This is a genomic window from Streptomyces sp. ALI-76-A (assembly GCF_030287445.1).
Lineage (GTDB): Bacteria > Actinomycetota > Actinomycetes > Streptomycetales > Streptomycetaceae > Streptomyces.
Genome location: NZ_JASVWB010000002.1, coordinates 3,007,954 through 3,024,340 on the forward strand (window position 1 = coordinate 3,007,954; position 16,387 = coordinate 3,024,340).

The window sequence follows — 16,387 nt, forward strand, 5'->3', positions numbered from 1 at the left end:
ACACGGGTCCGACCTGCCGTTGACGGTGCCGGACCCTCACGGACGCAGGTGCGAGGTGTCGTTGAGGAGCCGGACGCTCGCGTTGCCGTCGGCGTAGTACGCGACCGCCGACAGGGAGGCCGCCGACAGCTCCATGCGGAACAGGGACTCGGGCGGGGCACCGAGGGCGAGCCGTACGAACGTCTTGATCGGGGTGACGTGGGTGACCAGCAGCACCGTGCGGCCCGCGTGGGCGGCGACCAGCCTGTCCCGGGTGGCGGCGATCCGGGTGGCGGTGGCCGCGAAGCTCTCGCCGCCGCCGGTCGGTTCGGCTTCCGGGTCGGCCAGCCAGGCGTTCAGGTCCTCCGGGTGGCGCTCGCGCACCTCGCCGAAGGTGAGGCCCTCCCAGGCGCCGAAGTCGGTCTCCCGCAGCCCGTCGTCGACGGTGACGTCCAGACCGAGGCGGGTGGCCACGGAGGCGGCGGTCTCCCGGGTGCGGGCCAGGGGTGAGGCGACGATGTGCTCGATGGTCCCGCGCCGGGCCAGGGCCGCGGCGACCCGCTCGGCCTGCTCCCGGCCGACGTCGGACAGCGAGGGGTCGCTTCCGCCGCTGCCGGAGAACCGCTTCTGCGGCGTCAGCGGGGTCTCCCCGTGCCGCAGCAGCACGAAGGTGGCGGGGGCGCCCAGGTCGGCGGGCGCCCAGCCGGGCGAGGCGACCGCCCTGGCGGCACGGACGTCGGCCCCGGCCTTCACGGCTCCGCCACCGGCGGCGTCCGGGGAGGGCGTACGCGAATCGGGCGTACGCGAATCGGCCGGGTCCGGGGAGGCGGGGACCGGCTGACGGACAGCCGAGGCGGACGGCACCGGCGCATCGGCGGCCCCGTGCGGAACAGCCGAGGCAGATGACACCGACACATCAGAGGCCCCGTGCGGAACAGCCGAGGCAGTGGAGCCCGCCGCGGAGGCGGACCGGGACGCAGACGCAGCGGCCGTACGGGAAGCCGGCGCGGAGAAACCCGCGGTGGTGGAGACACCCGAGGGCGCGGAGACACCCGAGGGCGCGGACAGCCGCCCGGCGGCCCCCGGCGCGCATGTCCCGTCCGCCACCGCGTCCGGCTCGACCACCGCGTCCCGCTCCGTCACGCCCGCCGGCGCCGGCGCCTCGCGGTCGCCGGACAGGGCCGCGCGCACCCGGGCCGCACCCAGCGTCGCGTCCCCCGGCGGTCCGGTCGGCTCCGGCACAAGCACCCTTGCCTTCGCCGCCGCCGCGTCCAGCTCGGCCGTGGACGCCGACGGTGACCACTGCTCGCCGCGCCTGCCCGCGTCCATCGCCTCGTTGGCCAGCCGGTCCGCGTGCTTGTTCTGGGCGCGCGGGATCCACTCGTAGGTGACCTGCGACGCCGGGAACACTCCCGCCGCCTCCCTGGCCAGGGGCTTCATGTCGGGGTGCTTGATCTTCCAGCGGCCCGACATCTGCTCGACGACGAGCTTGGAGTCCATGCGGACGTGGACGCGGGCCGAAGGGTCCAGGGCGTGCGCGGCGCGCAGTCCGGCCACCAGGCCGCGGTACTCGGCGACGTTGTTCGTGGCGGTCCCGATGTACTGGGCCGCCTCGGCCAGCGTCCGGCCCGTGGCCGCGTCGAGCACCACGGATCCGTAGCCCGCGGGCCCCGGGTTGCCCCGCGACCCGCCGTCGGCCTCGACGATGAACTCCCGCACCGGCGACTGCTCCTAGAGGCCGGACTCGGACGTGCGCACCAGGATGCGGCGGCAGTTCTCACAGCGGACGACCGTGTCGGGCGCCGCCGCGCGGATCTCGTTGATGTCGGTGATCGCCAGCTCCTGGCGGCAGCCCTGGCAGGTGCGCTGGTACAGCTTGGCCGCGCCGACGCCGCCCTGCTGCTGGCGCAGCTTGTCGTAGAGCTTGAGGAGGTCCGCGGGGATCGCGGCGGCGATGACCTCGCGCTGCTTCGTCGCGGTGGCCTCCTCGCTGTCCAGCGCCTCGAAGGACGCGTCCCGGCGGGCGGTCGCGTCGTCGATCTTCGACTGGACGGAGGAGACCCGCTCGGTCAGTTCCGCGGCCCGCTCCTGGGCGGACTCGCGGCGCTCCATGACCTCCAGGACGATGTCCTCCAGGTCACTCTGCCGCTTGGCGAGCGAGACGATCTCGCGCTGGAGGTTCTCCAGGTCCTTGGAGGAGGTGACCGCGCCGGAGTCCAGCCGCTGCTGGTCGCGGGCGGCGCGCTGGCGCACCTGGTCCACGTCCTGCTCGGCCTTGATCTGCTCCCGGGCGGTGTCGCTCTCCTCGGTCTGCGCGGCGACGAGGAGGTCACGCAGCTGCGTCAGGTCCTTGGTCAGCGACTCGATCTCGGCGTGCTCGGGCAGCGACCGGCGCTTGTGCGCGAGCTGCTGGAGGCGGGCGTCGAGGTCCTGGACTTCGAGGAGGCGGATCTGGTCGGCGGGCGCGGCGTTCAGTTGGGGGCTCCCATTGAGGTAGAGGTCGGCGTGGACGCCGCGTGGGCGGTCCAGGGGTCGGTGACCGTCGTGGAGACGTGGACCCGCAGGTTCCATCCCTCGCGGTCGGAGATCTGGTCGAGCTGGGCGGCGGCCAGTTCGCACCAGGGCCATTCGGTGGCCCAGTGGGCGGCGTCGAGCAGCGCGAGAGGGCTCCGCGCCACGGCCTCGGAGGCGGGGTGGTGGCGCAGGTCCGCGGTGAGGAAGGCGTCGACACCGGCCGCGCGCACCTGGTCGAAGAGGCTGTCGCCGGAGCCGCCGCTGACGGCGATCGTGCGTACGGTCGCCTCCGGGTCGCCGGCCACGCGGATGCCCTGCGCGGTGGCGGGCAGTCGCTCGGCGGCGCGGGCGGCGAGCTCGCGGACGGTGAGCGGGTGGTCCAGTTCGCAGATCCGGCCCAGGCCCCGGCGGCCCTCCGGGTCGGTGGGGTCCGGCACGAGCGGGCGGACGACCCGCAGGTCGAGCGCGCCCGCGAGGGCGTCGGAGACACCCGGGTCCGCGGTGTCCGCGTTGGTGTGGGCCACGTGCAGCGCGATGTCGTTCTTGATCAGGGTGTGCACCACGCGGCCCTTGAAGGTGGAGGCCGCGACCGTCGTCGTGCCGCGCAGGTAGAGGGGGTGGTGGGTGACGAGCAGACCGGCGCCCAGTTTCACCGCCTCGTCCACGATCTCCTGGACCGGGTCGACGGCGAACAGGACCCGGGTGACCTCCTGGTCGGGGTCGCCCACCACGGTGCCGACCGCATCCCAGGACTCGGCCCGCTCGGCGGGCCACAGGCTCTCCAGCGCGGCGATGACTTCAGACAGACGGGGCACGGCTCAAGGCTACCTGGCTGTTCTCGCCCGCCGCACCGGTGGAGCCGCCGGTCGGCCCGGTCAGCACACTCGCCCCGGCTTCCTCAGGGGAATCGTTCCGGGGCCACCCCTTCGTGTGAAGTGAGCGCCCGTCGGTCCCCCGTCCGTGCGTACGAAAACTAGCTTCGTCGCCGGAGGTGACCGAACGATGACGGCCTGTACGACTGAGTCCGCGTCGGACGAGGACGGAGAGATCCCGCGGGCGGGGTGCGCGCTCACCGTCGACGGCTCCTACGCCGCCCGCCTGGCGGGGCACGCCGACTCCCTGTTCCCGGAGCGCTGGACGCTGGACGGACCCGAGCCGTACGCGGTGCCGCTGCCCGGCAACCAGCCGGAGGAGCCCGGCACCGAGGTGCAGCCGATGGGCGACGGGCGGGTGCTCATCCGGCGACTGGCGGGCGGACGACACACCTTCTCCCTGCTCTATCCGACCGGACCCGACACCGGTGAGCTGCCGCTCGGCGCGGTGGAGTGTCCCGACGAGGGCGCCCGGCTGCGGCTGCTGCCGCCCGCGCCGGGCGGCGACCGGGCGTACGCCCTGGCGGTGGGCCGGCACTCCAGCGCGGTGTGGCTGGTGGTGGGCGGCGCCTTCGGACCCGAGCACCTCGCGGAGATCCCGGGGCGCTGTTCCGGCGGGGTGTGGCTGGACGGCACGGGACGGATGCTGGCGCTGGACCGGGAGGCCGACGGCCGGACCAAGACGGTCGTGGTGGACCTGGAGCGCGCCGGCGAGGTGTCGCCGCTGCTACAGATCGCGGCGGACAGCGACGACCGGCTGCTGCTCGCGGACCCGGACAGCGGGCTGCTGCTGATCCGTTCGGACGCGCCGTCACCGGGGCGGCGGCGGCTGGGCTGGGGGGTGCTGGGCAGCACGCTGCCGGTGCGTTTCCCGGAGTGCCTGCGGGTGGACGGCTGCACGGTCACCCCGTTCGCGATCCAGCCCGGCCAGGTCCTGCTGCCGGAGGGCTGCGCGGTGGCGCTGCGGGTCGACGGTCCGTTCGGCAGCTGGGTGGGCGTGTGGCGGCCGGCGGGCCGGCGGGTGCACCACCTCCCGGCGCCGGAGGGGTGGTTGGCGGGCGCGGGCCGCTGGACCGAGGACGGGGTGCTGCACCTGCCCTACGCCACGGCCGAGGCGCCGTGCGGGCTGGCACGGGTGACGGCACCTTCCGGGGACGCGGAGAACACGGGGTCGGGGGACGCGGGGGACGGCGGTCCGGGGGATCTGGTCGAGGGCGGTACGGCTGGGGGGAGGGCGTCGGGGAGCGCGTTCCCGGGGGCGGCCGAACCGTCGGAAGCGGATCCTCCGGACCCGGTCGTGGCCCGTCCGGTGCCGTTGCAACAGGCGCCCCTGGGACGGCTTGTAACGAACTAATCCCGGTTGGCGTGGCCGTCTGGATTCGGGCCGCGGGGTGCCGGTTAAACTCGCCCGGCGGTAAGAAGGATCATGTTGACGGGGTGAATCACATCCGATGAGCGACGCCAGTACGCACCAGTCGGCCGCCGACTCCCAGGAGCCCTCCGGCCACGGCCGGCACCGGGGTCCGGTAGCGGTCCACGACGACGAGGCGGCCCCTCGCGGCCGTCACCGCAAGCCGGTCGAACAGACCGAGTTCGCGGCCTGAACGACACACGGCCCCGGCTTTCCGTACCGGTACGGAAAGCCGGGGCCGTGTGCTGTTCCCTCGTGCCGTGTGCTGTTCCCTCGTGCCGTGTGCTGTTCCCTCGGGCCGTGTGCTGTCTACTCCCGTTTGAGTCCCAGCACTTCGGCCGCCGCGAAGGTCTCCCCGTCCGGCCGCTCCGCGTAGTGCGGGGTGAGCAGCGCGTCCAGCTCGTCGTAGCTGAACGTGTCCTGCTTGCTGTCGAACTTCGCGGCCACACGCGGGCGTTCGACGACGGCCAGCATGCCTCCGTGGACGACGAGCAGCTGGCCGTTGACCCGGGCGGCGGCCGGTGAGGCCAGGTAGCCGACGAGGGGGGCGACATGCTCGGGCGCGAGCGGGTCGAGTCCCCGCTCGGGACGTTCCAGGCCGGCGAAGACGTCCTCGGTCATCCGGGTGCGGGCGCGCGGGCAGATGGCGTTGGCCGTCACGCCGTACTTGGCGAGCGCGAGGGCGGTGGAGGTGGTGAGCCCGACGATGCCGCCCTTCGCCGCCGCGTAGTTGGGCTGCCCCGCGGACCCCGCGAGGAACGCCTCCGACGAGGTGTTCACGATCCGCCCGTACACCGGCCCGCCCGCCGCCTTGGACCGTGCGCGCCAGTGCGCCGCCGCGAAGCGGGAGGTGTTGAAGTGGCCCTTGAGATGGACCCGGATCACCGCGTCCCACTCGTCCTCCGTCATGGAGAAGACCATGCGGTCGCGCAGGATGCCCGCGTTGTTGACCAGGACGTCCAGCCGGCCGAACTCGGCGACGGCCAACTCCACCAGCTGCCGGGCCTGTTCGAAGTCGGACACGTCCCCGGTGTGGGCGAGGGACGTCCCGCCCGCGGCCCGGATCTCGGCGGCGACCTGCTCGGCGGGGGCCGTGGAGGCCTCGCCCGAGCCGTCCCGGCCGGGCTGACCGTAGTCGTTGACGACGACGGCCGCGCCCAGCCGGGCCAGCTCCAGCGCCTCGGCGCGGCCGAGCCCCCGGCCCGCGCCGGTGACGATCGCGGACAGTCCGTCGAGTGGCGGTGACATCGGCATCCGGCGGCCTCCTCAGATCTCCACGCAGGTACGGAGCGAGGTCCCCGTGCGCATCTGGTCCAGGGCCTCGTTGATGTCGGCCAGCGGCACCCGGTGGGTGATCAGGCCGTCCAGATCGACGAGGCCGGCCCGCCACAGGGCGATGGTCCGCTCGTAGGAGCGCAGGACGTCGCCGCCACCGTACAGGGACGGCAGGATCCGCTTCTCGTCGAAGAACAGCTCGAACATGTTGAGCTGGAGGACGTCGTCCATGGCGCCCGCGCCGACGACGACGAGGGTGCCGCCGCGCCGGGTGGTGTCGTACGCCGTGCGGGCGGTGGCCGCCTTGCCGACGACCTCGAAGACGTAGTCGAAGCCCTCGCCGCCGGTGACCTGCTGCTTGGCGTCGGCCAGCTCGTCCGGCGAGACGGCCCGGGTGGCACCGAACCTGAGGGCGGACTCACGGCGCGAGGCGACCGGGTCGACGGCGACGATCTCGGCGGCGCCCCTGAGCCGCGCCCCCTGGACGGCGGAGATGCCGACCCCGCCGCAGCCGATGACGGCGACGGACGAACCCGCCTCCACGTCCGCGGTGTTGAGGGCGGCGCCCAGCCCGGTCGTCACGCCGCAGCCGATGAGGGCGGCGATGTCGAAGGGCACGTCGTCGGGGATCGGCACCGCGCAGCCGGCGTCGACGACGACCTCCTCGGCGAAGGTGCCGGTACCGGCGAAGCCGAACAGGTCCCCGCCGGGGCGCCGGAAGTTGGGGGTGCCCGCGTTCATGAACCCGGCCAGGCACAGCTCGGTCTGGCCGCGCTTGCAGGCGGGACAGACGCCACACGCGGGCAGCCAGCAGACGACGACCCGGTCACCCGCCGTCAACCCGCCGACGCCCTCGCCGACCTCGAGGATCTCGCCCGCGCCCTCGTGGCCGGGCACGAAGGGCGCCGGCTGCGGCAGGACGCCGGCCATCGCGGACAGGTCCGAGTGGCACAGTCCGGTGGCCCGCACCCGGATCCGTACCCTGCCGGGGCCGAACCCCACCGCCTCGACGTCGTCGAGGACCTCCAGCTTGTCCTGGCCGATCTCGTGCAGTACGGCTGCGCGCATGGTGCGGCTCCCCTCGGAGGGCTCGGTGGCCGGTCGCTCGATGGCTGGATGACGGGACGGCGGGACGGCGGGAAGAGTTCCGTGCTCTCGGTGGCTCGGGCTCGGTGGCTCGATGCTCGATGGCTCAGTGGCTCGATGGCTCAGTGGCTCAGTGGCTCAGTGGCTCAAGGGTGGGTGGTGACGACCGTGTCGGTGAGGACGGGCGCCTCGTTCCGCTCGACCGCGCTCACGGCCACCCGGATCTCGCCGTCCCCGCGCCACATGCGGACGCGCAGGGTCTCCCCCGGGTGGACGACCCCGGCGAACCGGGTGGTGTACGCCCGCACCCGGGCCACATCCCCGCCGAGCAGCGTGTCGACGACCGCCTTGAGGGTGATCCCGTAGGTGCACAGCCCGTGCAGGATGGGCCGCTCGAAACCGGCGAGCTTGGCGAACTCGGGGTCGGCGTGCAGCGGGTTCAGGTCGCCGGACAGGCGGTAGAGCAGAGCCTGGTCCTGGCGCACCGGCCGCTCCACCACCCGGTCGGGCTCCCCGGCGGGCGGTTCACGGCGGACGGAGGGGCCGCGGTCGCCGCCCCAGCCGCCCTCCCCCCGTACGAAGATCTGGGCGTCGTTGGTCCACAGCGGGCCGTCGGCGTCGGCGACCTCGGTGCGCATCACCAGGACCGCCGCCTTGCCCTTGTCGTACACGGCGGCGATGCGGGAGGTCGCGGTGGCCTCGCCCTCGGCCGGGAGGGGCCGGTACAGGGTCAGGCTCTGACCGCCGTGCAGGACCCGGGCCAGGTCGACGTCGACGCCGGGCATGGACAGGCCGCCGATCACCCCGGGGGAGCCCGCGCCGGCGACGGTGGCGAAGCTCGGCAGGACGTGCAGCCGGGACTCCAGGGTGTAGCGCAGCTCGTCGGGGTCGGTGGCCGGGCTGTCCTTGTCGGGGTTCGCGCCCGCGCCGACGCCCAGGTGGTAGAGCTGGACGTCCTTGGCGGTCCAGGCCAGGCGGCCGGAGCGAGGCTCGGCGGCCAGTGCCGTGGCTGCGTCGATGGGCATGCGGCTCCCTGAGGACTCAGAGACCTCGATACGGCCGTCCGCACCGTCGGCCGCACCGAGGTCGTCGCGGGCCGATCTAGAACGCGTTCCAGTCCGGCGCCCTCTGTATAGCCCAGCCCTCCGCAGTTGTGAAGCCTCCTGACGGGGCGTCAGAAATTCGGGACCGGGCGGAGTCCGGTGGACGGCTCCGTGTCCTCCGCGGGGGCGCCCGGTACTTGTCGGCGTTCGGGGCCCGGCCCGGCCGTCACCTCGGCCTGCGGCCCGGCCGTCACCTCGGCCTGCGGCCCGGTCGTCGCCTCGGACTCCGGCCCGCTCCTTGCCTCAGCCTGTGGCTGTCCGCCGTGGCAGCGACACCAGCATCAGCAGGACGCCACCCAGGAGGACCCCCGCGCCCACCCGGAACACCAGGGCGTACCCGTCCGTCAGAGCCTCGGGGGTGTGGTCGTCAGCCGTACGGGTCGCCGCGATGGTCGACATGACCGCCAGGCCCAGGGAACCGCCCATCGTGCGGGAGGTGTTGACCAGCCCGGACACCAGACCGGCCTCGCCGGGGGACGCCCCGGAGATGGCCAGCGCGGCCAGCGGGGTCGTCGCGAGGCCCGCGCCGAACATCATCAGGATGCCGGGGACCATGATCGCGGTCCAGTAGGGGCCGTCCACCCGCAGCGTCGACTGCCAGCCGAAGCCGACGGCCGCCACCGCCGTGCCCAGGACCGCCACGGTGCGCGGCCCGAGCGTGCGCATGAAGCGGGGTGCGATCTTCGACCCGAGGACCACGGCCAGCGAGCTGGGCACCAGGGCCAGTCCGGCGTCCAGCGGGGAGTAGCCCTGCACGTTCTGGGCGTACAGCGTCATGAAGAACCACATGCAGAACATCGCGGAGCCGCTGAGGAACATCGCCGCGTTCGCCGACCACACCGCCCGCACCCGCAGCAGTGCGAGCGGCATCAGCGGGGCCGCCGTACGGGACTCGACGGCGAGGAAGAGACCGAGCAGCGCGAGTCCGGTGAGCAGCGGCACCAGGGTGGCCGCCGCCGTCCACCCGGCGGCCTCGGTCTGCGAGATGCCGTACGCCAGCAGGGCGAGGCCCGCGGTCACCAGCAGCGCGCCCGGCAGGTCGAGCCGCCGCCGGTCCCCGGCTCGGCTCTCGGGCAGCCGGAGCACCGAGCCGAGCAGGACCACCGCGCCGACCGGCACGTTGATGAGCAGCACCCACCGCCAGGACAGCAGGTCCACCAGCACCCCGCCGACGAGCCCGCCGGCCGCGCCGCCGGCCGCGCCGCCGCCCGCGCCCACGGCCGCCCAGGTGGCGATGGCCCGGGCCCGGGCGGCGCCCTCCGGGACGGCGGCGGTGAGGATCGTCAGGGTGGCCGGCGCGAGGACCGCCGCGCCCAGGCCCTGCACCGCCCGCGCCGCCAGCAGCTGCCAGCCCTCCTGGGCGAACCCGCCGCCCAGCGAGGCCAGCGTGAACAGGGCGAGGCCGACCAGGAACATCCGCTTGCGGCCGTAGAGGTCACCGGCCCGACCGCCGAGCAGCATGAACCCGGCGAAGGCGATCGCGTACGCGTTGACCACCCACTGCAAACCCTGCTCACTCAGTCCCAGGTCGGCCCGCATGGACGGCAGCGCGACATTGACGACGGACACGTCGAGCACGACCAGGAACTGTCCGGCGCAGGCGAGCGCCACCACCAGCCAGGTGGGAGGTATGACGCGGCGGGACCCGCGGCTGACGTCAGCGGCTTCGAGCATGGGTGTCATGCTCTCAACCCCCTACGCCCCTGGCATCACGATGTCACCGTCTTTTCACGCAGGTTCCCGGGCCCCCATGGCTGACATCACGTCAGATCTTCATGAGGTGGTCAAGAATTCGTTAGCTCGCCGAAGCAACGGAATAGTTGCCCGGGCACACGGGGTTCAAGCTGCACGTATCCCGCACGGATCAGCCGGCCCACCTCTCCCCTGGCCTGGAGGCCCCACTCCATGACGCACACGTCGACCGACCAGCCCGCACGCGGAGCGAGCGGGGCCCTCGTCCCGGTGCTCGCGTTCGCGGGCATCGTGGTCGCGGTGATGCAGACCCTGCTCGTCCCGGTCATCAAGGACCTGCCGCAGCTGCTGGACACCTCGCCCGGCAACGCCACCTGGGTCCTGACCTCGACACTCCTGTCGGGTGCCGTGGCCACCCCGATCATGGGCCGCCTCGGTGACCTGTACGGCAAGCGGCGCATGCTGATCGGCAGCCTCGCGGTGATGGTGGCCGGTGCCCTGCTCAGCGCCCTCACCAGCGACCTGCTCACCATGATCGCGGGACGGACCCTCCAGGGCTTCGCGATGGGCGCCATCCCGCTCGGCATCGGCCTGATGCGCGACATGCTGCCCCGCGAGAAGCTCGGCTCGGCGATGGCCCTGATGAGCTCCTCGATCGGCGTCGGCGGCGGACTCGCCCTGCCCGCCGCGGCCCTGGTCGCCCAGCACGCCGACTGGCACGCCCTCTTCTACGGCGCCGCCGGCCTCGGCGTGCTCGCCATCGGGCTCACCCTCCTCGTCGTCCCCGAGTCCCCGGCGCGCGCCCGGGGCACCTTCGACCTGCCGGGCGCGCTCGGCCTCTCGGCGGGCCTCGTCCTCTTCCTCCTGCCCATCACCAAGGGCAGCGACTGGGGCTGGACCTCGGGCACCACCCTCGGCTTGTTCGCCGCCGCGGCCCTCGTGCTGCTCCTGTGGGGCGTGATGGAGCTGCGCGTCAAGGCCCCGCTGGTCGACCTGCGCACCACCGCCCGCCCGGCCGTGCTCTTCACCAACCTCGCCTCGATCATGGTCGGCGTCTCGTTCTACGTCGTCTCGCTGGTCCTGCCCCAGCTGCTCCAGCTGCCCGAGTCCACCGGCTACGGCCTCGGCCAGTCGATGGTCGTCGCGGGCCTGCTGGTGGCGCCACTCGGCCTCACCATGATGTTCACGGCGCCCGTCTACGCCCGCCTGTCGGCGAAGTACGGCCCCAAGGTCACCCTGATCCTCGGCCTGCTGATCATCGCCATCGGCTACGGCGCCGGCCTCGGCCTGATGAGCGCCGCCTGGCAGAGCCTGGTCATCGCGGTGATCCTGGGCGCGGGCATCGGCCTCGCGTACTCCTCCCTGCCCGCGCTGATCGTCGGCGCGGTCCCGGCCTCGGAGACGGGCGCGGCCAACGGCCTCAACACCCTGATGCGGTCGATCGGTACGTCGGTGTCCAGCGCGGTGGTCGGCATGGTCCTCGCCAACACCGCGAACACCGTGAACGGCGTGGCGGTCCCGACCATGCACGGCTTCCGGGTCTCCTTCCTGATCGCGACCGCCGCGGTCCTCCTCGGCCTGGTCCTGGCCCTCTTCCTGCCCCGGGCCCGCCCGTCCACCCGGCCGCAGCTGCGGGCCAGCAGCGAGGAGGACGCCAACCTGGAGCGCGCCGAGCAGGCACTGCGCGCCTTCCGCGGCCGCGTCCTGGACGCCACCGGCGTCCCGGTCGCCCGCGCCAGGGTCACCCTGATCGACCGCCGCGGCCGGCAGGCCGGCGCGACGCTCTCCGCGGAGGACGGCACCTACACCCTCGGCGTCCCCGACCGGGGCGCCTACGTCCTGGCCGCCCGCGCCACCGGCCACGCCCCGCTCGCCTCGTCCGCCACCCACGGGGGCGACGACCGCCCGGTCGACCTGGACCTGTCCCTGCCGGCCGACACGGTCTCCGCGTGAGCCCTGCCGTCCGGCACCGGCGCTCCGCGCCCCCTGCCGCACCCCTCGTCGCACAACCGACGGGGGGTGCGGCAGCATGGGGCGCCCACGGGTGCGTACGACGCCATGGCGGTCGTACGGCCCGCCTGCCCGTCCGTACGACCGAGAGGACTCCTCATGCCCGCGGCTCCCGAGCCCGAGATCCTGGCCGCCTTCGAGGCGGCGAAGGGGTTCATGCCGACGGGTGAGGGCCTGGCCCTGTACGGGGCGGCCGTGGAGGCCGGGCGGCTCGGGCTGCCGTTGCTCGAAGTCGGCACGTACTGCGGGCGTTCCACGATCCTGCTCGCCGGCGCGGCCCGCGCGGCCGGGGTGGCCGCGCTCACCGTCGACCACCACCGGGGCAGCGAGGAGCAGCAGCCGGGCTGGGAGTACCACGACCCCGCGACGGTCGACCCCGAACTCGGCCTGATGGACACGCTGCCCACGTTCCGCCGCACGCTGCGCCGCGCGGGCCTAGAAGACCACGTGATCGCCCTCGTGGGCCGCTCCCCGCAGGTCGCGCGGGTCTGGAGCTCCCCGCTCGGCCTCGTCTTCGTCGACGGCGGGCACACCGACGAGCACGCGAACGCCGACTACGAGGGCTGGGCGCCCCGGGTCGCCGAGGGCGGACTGCTCGTCATCCACGACGTGTTCCCCGATCCGGTGGACGAGTTCACCGGCCAGGCCCCCTACCGCGTCTACCTCCGGGCCCTCGCGTCCGGCGCGTTCACGGAGGTCTCGGCCACCGACTCGCTGCGCGTCCTGCGGCGGACGGGCGCGGGGATCTGAGGGCACGGCCAGTGCTGTCGCCGGGAAGGTCCGCCGGAAAGCTCGCGGCGTCCGGTGCGGTGCGTCGCAAGGCGGCGCACCGCCCGCGTACTGGATGTACCCGGGCGGTGCGACTACGCGGCGAGGCGCCGTGCCGGGCGTCGCGAGCCGCTGAACCTTTCCGGTCACAGCGCTAGAGTCGCTGTCGTGTCGTACGCAGGCCCGGACTTCGATCCTCCCCAGCCCCGCCGTCCCCGGCGCGGCCCGCTGACCGTCGCTCTCGCCGCGCTCGTGCCGGGCGCGCTGCTGGGATGGCTGGTGTACGAGACGGTTGGCGGCGGGGGCGCCGACGGCTCCGCCGGGACGGTCGGACCGGCCACCCGGACGGCCGGCGCGTCCGCCTCTCCCACGGCCCCCACCTCCGCCGAGGACGACGAGAAGCCGAGCGGTTCCACCGCACCGGCGCCCACCGGCGCCGCCCCCTCGACGTCCGTGCCCGCCGTGTCCGGTCCGCTCACCGGCAAGGTGGTCGTCATCGACCCGGGGCACAATCAGGGCAACTTCCAGCACACGGCCGAGATCAACCGCAAGGTGGACATCGGGACGAACGCGAAGGAGTGCGACACCACGGGCACGGCCACCGACGCCGGTTACACGGAAGCCCGGTTCACGCTGGACGTCGCCCACCGGATGCGCACGCTCCTGGAGGAGCAGGGCGCCACCGTGCGGCTGACCCAGGACGGCGACCGGCCCTACGGGCCGTGTGTGGACGAGCGGGCCCGGATCGGCAACGCGGCGCACGCGGACGCCGTGGTCTCCGTGCACGCGGACGGCTCGGCGGCCGGCAACCGCGGCTTCCACGTGATCCTGCCGGGCAGCGTGCGCGCGGGCGCCGCCGACACCCGCGCGATCGTGGCCCCTTCGCGTGACCTGGGCGAGCGGGTCGCGGGCAACTTCGTGCGCGCGACGGGCAGCGGGCCCTCCGACTACATCGGTTCCGGCACCGGACTGGTCACCCGCACGGACCTGGGCGGTCTCAATCTGTCAACGGTTCCCAAGGTGTTCATCGAGTGCGGCAACATGCGCGATAGCAAGGACGCGGCATTGCTGACCAGTGGTGCCTGGCGGCAGAAAGCGGCGCAAGGGATCTCTGAGGGAATCGTGAGTTTCCTGCGCGGGTAGTGATCAGCGCACTGATCCGGGCGGACACCCTGTTCGGGCGGACGATAGTGTCGTCCCTACGATGAGGGGCCACCCCCGCGCTTCACACCGGGGCCTGACGGCGACATGGTGACAGCGACGCCTCTACCGACGACGAGACGACCTACGAAGGACCTGAAGTGAATATCCGCTCCCTCACTAGAGGCGACGGCGTGGTGATCGGAGCAGCGGTGTTGCTGTTGATCGCGTCGTTCCTCGACAGCTACTCGGCCGACGCGGCCCCGGACGACTTCGACTTCCCGAGCGCTTGGGCGAGCGGCCCGATCCTCATGGGTGTCGTCCTGGCGGGCATCATCGGTGCCGCGCTGGTCGTCGTCGCCCGCGGCCTGCCTCAGGTGCCGAAGGTGGCCGGCCTCGACCTCGGCCAGTTCGGCGTCGCGTTCACGGTCTTCGCGGCGTGGAGCGCGCTCGGGAACATCTTCGACCCGGCCAGCGGCACCAACAACTTCGAGGGCGCCGGGGACAGCCTGGACGCCGGTGTCGGCCTGATCCTCCTGCTGGTCGCCACGCTGGTGATGGCCGGCGCCGCGGTCGCCACCCCCCTCGTCCCGGCGCTCCAGGCCTCCCTGGTCCCCGCCCCCAAGCCCCCGGCCCCGCAGCCCTACGGCGCCCAGCCCCAGGGCGGTTACGGCTACCCCGGTGCCCAGCAGGCCCCCTACGGCGGTCAGCCGCAGCCGGGCCAGCCCTTCGGCGGCCCGCCGCAGCAGCAGGCGGCGCAGGCGCAGCCGCCCGCGCCGGAGTTCTCGCCGTTCTGGTTCGCCGTGCCGGTGCCGCGCCCGCTGTACGCGGAGGACGGCTCGCCGACGCCGATCGCCGAACTGGCCCCGGGTACCTGGTACCTCGCGGTCGAGCAGCGCGGTCAGGCGCTGGTCGCACAGACGCAGGACGGCCGTCGCGGCGTGCTGCAGGACACCACGGGGATCCAGCGCGGCTGAGTCCGCACGGCCCGCACACGAACGGCCTCCCGCCCTTCCGGGCGGGGGGCCGTTGTCGTACAGTCGCAGCCCGGACCGGTACCTGACGGATCGTCAGACATCTGGGAGGCGTCATGCGGCTCGGGCTCGCCCTCGGTTACTGGGGCCGCGGCCCCGACGCCGGCCATGTCCCGCTCGCGCAGGAGGCGGAGCGGCTGGGCTACGACTCCGTGTGGACCGCCGAGTCCTGGGGCTCGGACGCCTTCACCCCGCTCACCTGGATCGCCGCGCGGACCACGAGGATCGGGCTGGGGACGGCGGTCGCCCAGATGGCGGCCCGGTCCCCGACCACCACCGCCATGCACGCCCTGACCCTGGACCACCTCTCCGGCGGACGGATGACGCTCGGGCTCGGGCTGTCCGGTCCGCAGGTGGTCGAGGGCTGGTACGGACGGCCGTTCCCGAAGTCGCCGCTGACCGCGACCCGGGAGTACGTCGACGTCGTACGGCAGGTGCTGCGGCGGGCGGCGCCGGTGGAACTGGACGGACACTTCCATCCCCTCCCCTACCGCGGCCCGGACGCCACCGGCCTCGGCAAGCCGCTCAAGTCCATCACCCACCCCCTGCGTCCCGCGCTTCCCGTCCTGCTCGGCGCCGAGGGCCCGAGGAACGTGGCCCAGACGGCCCGGATCGCGGACGGCTGGCTGCCGTTGTACTGGTCGCCGGCCCGGCCCGAGGCGTACGGGGAGGCGGTGGGCGCCCTGCCGGACGGTTTCCGCGTCGCGCCCATGGCCCAGGTGCGGCTCTGCGACGACATCGCCGAAGGGCTGCTGCCCGTCAAGGCGATGCTCGGCTTCTACATCGGCGGGATGGGCCACGCGGCCCGCAACTTCCACGCCGACCTAATGGCCCGCATGGGGTACGAGGAGGAGGCCCGGCGGATCCAGGAACTGTTCCTGTCCGGCCGCCGGGAGGAGGCCGTGCGGGCCGTGCCGGACGCCTTCGCCGACGAGATCTCGCTGGTCGGGCCGCGTGAACGGATCGCCGAGCGGCTGGAGTCGTGGCGCGCGGGACCGGTGACGGACCTGCTGGCGCTGGCCCCGGACCCGCGCACCCTGCGCGTGCTGGCGGAGCTCAACTCCTAGTGCCGTGCGCGACTGCCCGGCGGCCGGAAGCCGGGCTGGTTTCAAACAAGGATTCGGGGCCATCCGACAGACATGTCTCGATATCGCAGTGGCTCCAACTCCGCGGGCACGGTCATCGCCGTCATCGCGGACATCATGGCCGTCATCCTCGGACTGTGGATCCTGATGTACCTGCTGGACGCCAACCGGGGCAACGACCTGGTGCAGTTCGTCCATGACGCGGCCAACTGGCTCGCCGGCTGGTCGCGTGACCTGTTCACCTTCGACGAGGCCTGGGCCCGCGTGGTCGCCGGCTACGGCCTGGCGGCGGTCGTGTACCTCTTCGTGGGGCACGCCATCGCCAACCGGGTGCACCGGCACTGACGGCCCCCGGCCGCCAGCGGCCCACGGCACACCGACCGACACCCGACCCGGACCGACCCGACCGCCCCGTCCC

Annotated in this window: 15 protein-coding genes; 8 read left to right on the forward strand and 7 right to left on the reverse strand. The window is 73.5% G+C overall.

Features of this window, described 5'->3' with window-relative positions; genetic code table 11:
- Positions 1 to 36: 36 nt before the first annotated feature.
- From QQS16_RS14485 to QQS16_RS14495, 3 genes are read right to left on the reverse strand one after another with little or no spacing between them, the layout of a single operon-like run.
- Positions 37 to 1,698 carry a bifunctional RNase H/acid phosphatase gene (locus QQS16_RS14485; RefSeq protein ID WP_286062071.1) on the reverse strand — a complete coding sequence of 554 codons (1,662 nt, stop codon included), beginning with the start codon at positions 1,696 to 1,698 and terminating at the stop codon, positions 37 to 39.
- Positions 1,699 to 1,710: 12 nt separating this feature from the next.
- On the reverse strand, positions 1,711 to 2,454 hold the full coding sequence (locus tag QQS16_RS14490; protein ID WP_286066324.1) for a zinc ribbon domain-containing protein: 744 nt from the start codon (positions 2,452 to 2,454) through the stop codon (positions 1,711 to 1,713).
- Positions 2,451 to 3,308 (reverse strand): Nif3-like dinuclear metal center hexameric protein, encoded by an 858-nt coding sequence (locus QQS16_RS14495; protein WP_286062073.1) that lies wholly within the window; start codon positions 3,306 to 3,308, stop codon positions 2,451 to 2,453. Before QQS16_RS14495 ends, QQS16_RS14490 begins: the two co-directional genes overlap by 4 nt.
- Positions 3,309 to 3,495: 187 nt before the next feature.
- Between QQS16_RS14495 and QQS16_RS14500 the strand changes: the two genes are divergently transcribed.
- Positions 3,496 to 4,719 (forward strand): hypothetical protein, encoded by a 1,224-nt coding sequence (locus tag QQS16_RS14500; RefSeq protein WP_286062074.1) that lies wholly within the window; start codon positions 3,496 to 3,498, stop codon positions 4,717 to 4,719.
- A gap of 97 nt (positions 4,720 to 4,816) precedes the next feature.
- A complete protein-coding gene (locus QQS16_RS14505) occupies positions 4,817 to 4,969 on the forward strand; it encodes a hypothetical protein (protein WP_286062075.1) in 153 nt (50 codons plus the stop codon).
- Positions 4,970 to 5,085: 116 nt separating this feature from the next.
- Here the strand turns inward: QQS16_RS14505 and QQS16_RS14510 are convergent, their stop codons facing one another.
- The 4 genes from QQS16_RS14510 to QQS16_RS14525 all read right to left on the reverse strand — a co-directional run bounded on the left by QQS16_RS14510 (position 5,086) and on the right by QQS16_RS14525 (position 9,923).
- A complete protein-coding gene (locus QQS16_RS14510) occupies positions 5,086 to 6,024 on the reverse strand; it encodes a 3-oxoacyl-ACP reductase (protein WP_286066325.1) in 939 nt (312 codons plus the stop codon).
- Between the two features lie 18 nt (positions 6,025 to 6,042).
- Positions 6,043 to 7,119, reverse strand: a complete 1,077-nt coding sequence (locus QQS16_RS14515) for a Zn-dependent alcohol dehydrogenase (protein WP_286062076.1) — start codon at positions 7,117 to 7,119, stop codon at positions 6,043 to 6,045.
- Between the two features lie 164 nt (positions 7,120 to 7,283).
- Complete coding sequence (chsH3, locus tag QQS16_RS14520) at positions 7,284 to 8,162, reverse strand: enoyl-CoA hydratase ChsH3 (RefSeq protein ID WP_286062077.1); 879 nt, start codon at positions 8,160 to 8,162, stop codon at positions 7,284 to 7,286.
- Between the two features lie 321 nt (positions 8,163 to 8,483).
- Positions 8,484 to 9,923, reverse strand: a complete 1,440-nt coding sequence (locus QQS16_RS14525; RefSeq protein ID WP_286062078.1) for an MFS transporter — start codon at positions 9,921 to 9,923, stop codon at positions 8,484 to 8,486.
- Between the two features lie 222 nt (positions 9,924 to 10,145).
- Between QQS16_RS14525 and QQS16_RS14530 the strand changes: the two genes are divergently transcribed.
- From QQS16_RS14530 to QQS16_RS14555, 6 genes are all read left to right on the forward strand, one after another.
- Entirely contained in the window at positions 10,146 to 11,885 is a 1,740-nt protein-coding gene (locus tag QQS16_RS14530) for an MFS transporter (protein WP_286062079.1), read from the forward strand.
- Positions 11,886 to 12,041: 156 nt separating this feature from the next.
- Complete coding sequence (locus tag QQS16_RS14535) at positions 12,042 to 12,692, forward strand: class I SAM-dependent methyltransferase (protein ID WP_286062080.1); 651 nt, start codon at positions 12,042 to 12,044, stop codon at positions 12,690 to 12,692.
- Positions 12,693 to 12,878: 186 nt separating this feature from the next.
- Positions 12,879 to 13,853: an N-acetylmuramoyl-L-alanine amidase gene (locus tag QQS16_RS14540; RefSeq protein WP_286062081.1), complete on the forward strand. Its 975-nt coding sequence runs from the start codon at positions 12,879 to 12,881 to the stop codon at positions 13,851 to 13,853.
- Between the two features lie 158 nt (positions 13,854 to 14,011).
- Positions 14,012 to 14,827 (forward strand): DUF5336 domain-containing protein, encoded by an 816-nt coding sequence (locus QQS16_RS14545; protein WP_286062082.1) that lies wholly within the window; start codon positions 14,012 to 14,014, stop codon positions 14,825 to 14,827.
- A gap of 113 nt (positions 14,828 to 14,940) precedes the next feature.
- The gene (locus QQS16_RS14550; RefSeq protein WP_286062083.1) at positions 14,941 to 15,951 is read left to right on the forward strand and encodes an LLM class F420-dependent oxidoreductase; all 1,011 of its coding nucleotides are present in this window, start codon (positions 14,941 to 14,943) and stop codon (positions 15,949 to 15,951) included.
- A 72-nt stretch (positions 15,952 to 16,023) separates the two neighbouring features.
- Complete coding sequence (locus tag QQS16_RS14555) at positions 16,024 to 16,314, forward strand: hypothetical protein (RefSeq protein ID WP_286062084.1); 291 nt, start codon at positions 16,024 to 16,026, stop codon at positions 16,312 to 16,314.
- Positions 16,315 to 16,387 lie beyond the last annotated feature (73 nt).